Raw genomic sequence first — 1,293 nt, forward strand, 5'->3', positions numbered from 1 at the left:
ACGCCGAGCCCCAGGTGGCCGGCAAGCCGGCGCCCGGCCTGCTGACCGACGCGGCGGCCCGCGGCGACTTCCGGGCGCCCCTGGTGGTCGGTGACCGGCTGGACACCGACATCGAGGGCGCCAACGCCGCGCGCCTGCCCAGCCTGATGGTGCTCAGTGGGGTCAACTCCGCGCGCGACGCCGTCTACGCCCGCCCGGAAGTCGCCGCGGGCCGCCGCGTCGGTCAGCAGGCCGGGCGCCGGCTTGCCGGCCACCTGGGGCTCGGCGTCGGTGGCCGCCCGCAGCGCGGCGACCATTGCCCCGTTTCCCGGCAGCAGGCCGCGCTCGGTGGGCAGCGTGACGTCGACGTTGGCCGCCACCCACAGCGCGCCCGCGCGGATGGCCAGGGCGGCCTCGGCCAGGTCCTGCCAGACCAGGGACGTGGACAATCCCTGCACGACGGCCACCGGGGCGTCGTCGTAACTGTGCACCGGGCGCAACCCGACCGCGCGGACCTCGTTCGCCAATGCGGCCGTGCCCACGATGAGCACGGGCGAGTCCGCCGGCAGCTGGGTGGCCAGCAGCCGGGCCGCGCTTTGCGCGCTGGTGGCGACGTCGTCGGCGGTGGCGGTGAACCCGAGCTCGGTCAGGTGGGCCGCGACCTCCTCGGCGCTGCGCGACGCGTTGTTGGTGACGAAGAACGTCCGGCTGCGCACCTCGGCCAACGCCGCCACGGCGCCCTCGGTGGGGCTGCGGCCCCGAAACGCCGTGCCGTCGAGGTCCAGCAGCAGGCAATCGTATTCCTGCGCAAGGGTTTTCACGTCGCTCCCCCGGTCAGCCGAGCTCGCCGACGCGGTCCTCGGCGTCCGTGACGCCCTCGACGTCGGCGGCCGCGGCCCGCAGGAACCACTGCAGCGCCTCGTCGTCGCGGCCCAGCGCCAGCAGGGTGTCGGCGTAGGAGTAGAAGAGCCTGGCCGCGGTCGTGCCGGTGCGGGAGGGGTCCAGCGCCGGCGTGGACAGCACCGTCAGCGCCTGCTCCAGCTGACCGAGGTCGGCGCGCGCCCCGGCCGCGACGATGCGCAGCTCGTCGGCGTCGTCGCCGCTGAGTTGGGCGGCCTCGGGCCCCCGCGCGAGTTCGATGGCCCGCTCCGGGCGGCCAAGCCCGCGCTCGCAATCCGCGATCAGCGCCAGCAGGGCGGACTTGCTGCCCATCCGGCGCGCCGCCCGCAGCTCGGCCAGCGCCTGCGCCCAGTCGCCGCAGTGGTAGGCGGCGATGCCGACCGCCTCGCGGATGGCCGCGATCCTGCTCGCGCC

Annotated in this window: 3 pseudogenes; 1 reads left to right on the forward strand and 2 read right to left on the reverse strand. The window is 75.9% G+C overall.

From position 1 onward, the window contains the following. Window positions 1-14 precede the first annotated feature (14 nt). Window positions 15-125: pseudogene (locus A5714_RS27630) on the forward strand (HAD hydrolase-like protein); the annotation flags it as partial. Window positions 126-185: 60 nt separating this feature from the next. Here A5714_RS27630 and A5714_RS12450 read toward each other — a convergent pair. Both A5714_RS12450 and A5714_RS12455 read right to left on the reverse strand, forming a co-directional pair. Next, window positions 186-800, reverse strand: a pseudogene (locus tag A5714_RS12450) (HAD family hydrolase); the annotation flags it as partial. 13 nt (window positions 801-813) lie between these two features. Continuing rightward, window positions 814-1,293: pseudogene (locus A5714_RS12455) on the reverse strand (tetratricopeptide repeat protein); the annotation flags it as partial.

It is taken from the genome of Mycobacterium sp. E2462 (assembly GCF_001672685.1).
GTDB lineage: Bacteria > Actinomycetota > Actinomycetes > Mycobacteriales > Mycobacteriaceae > Mycobacterium.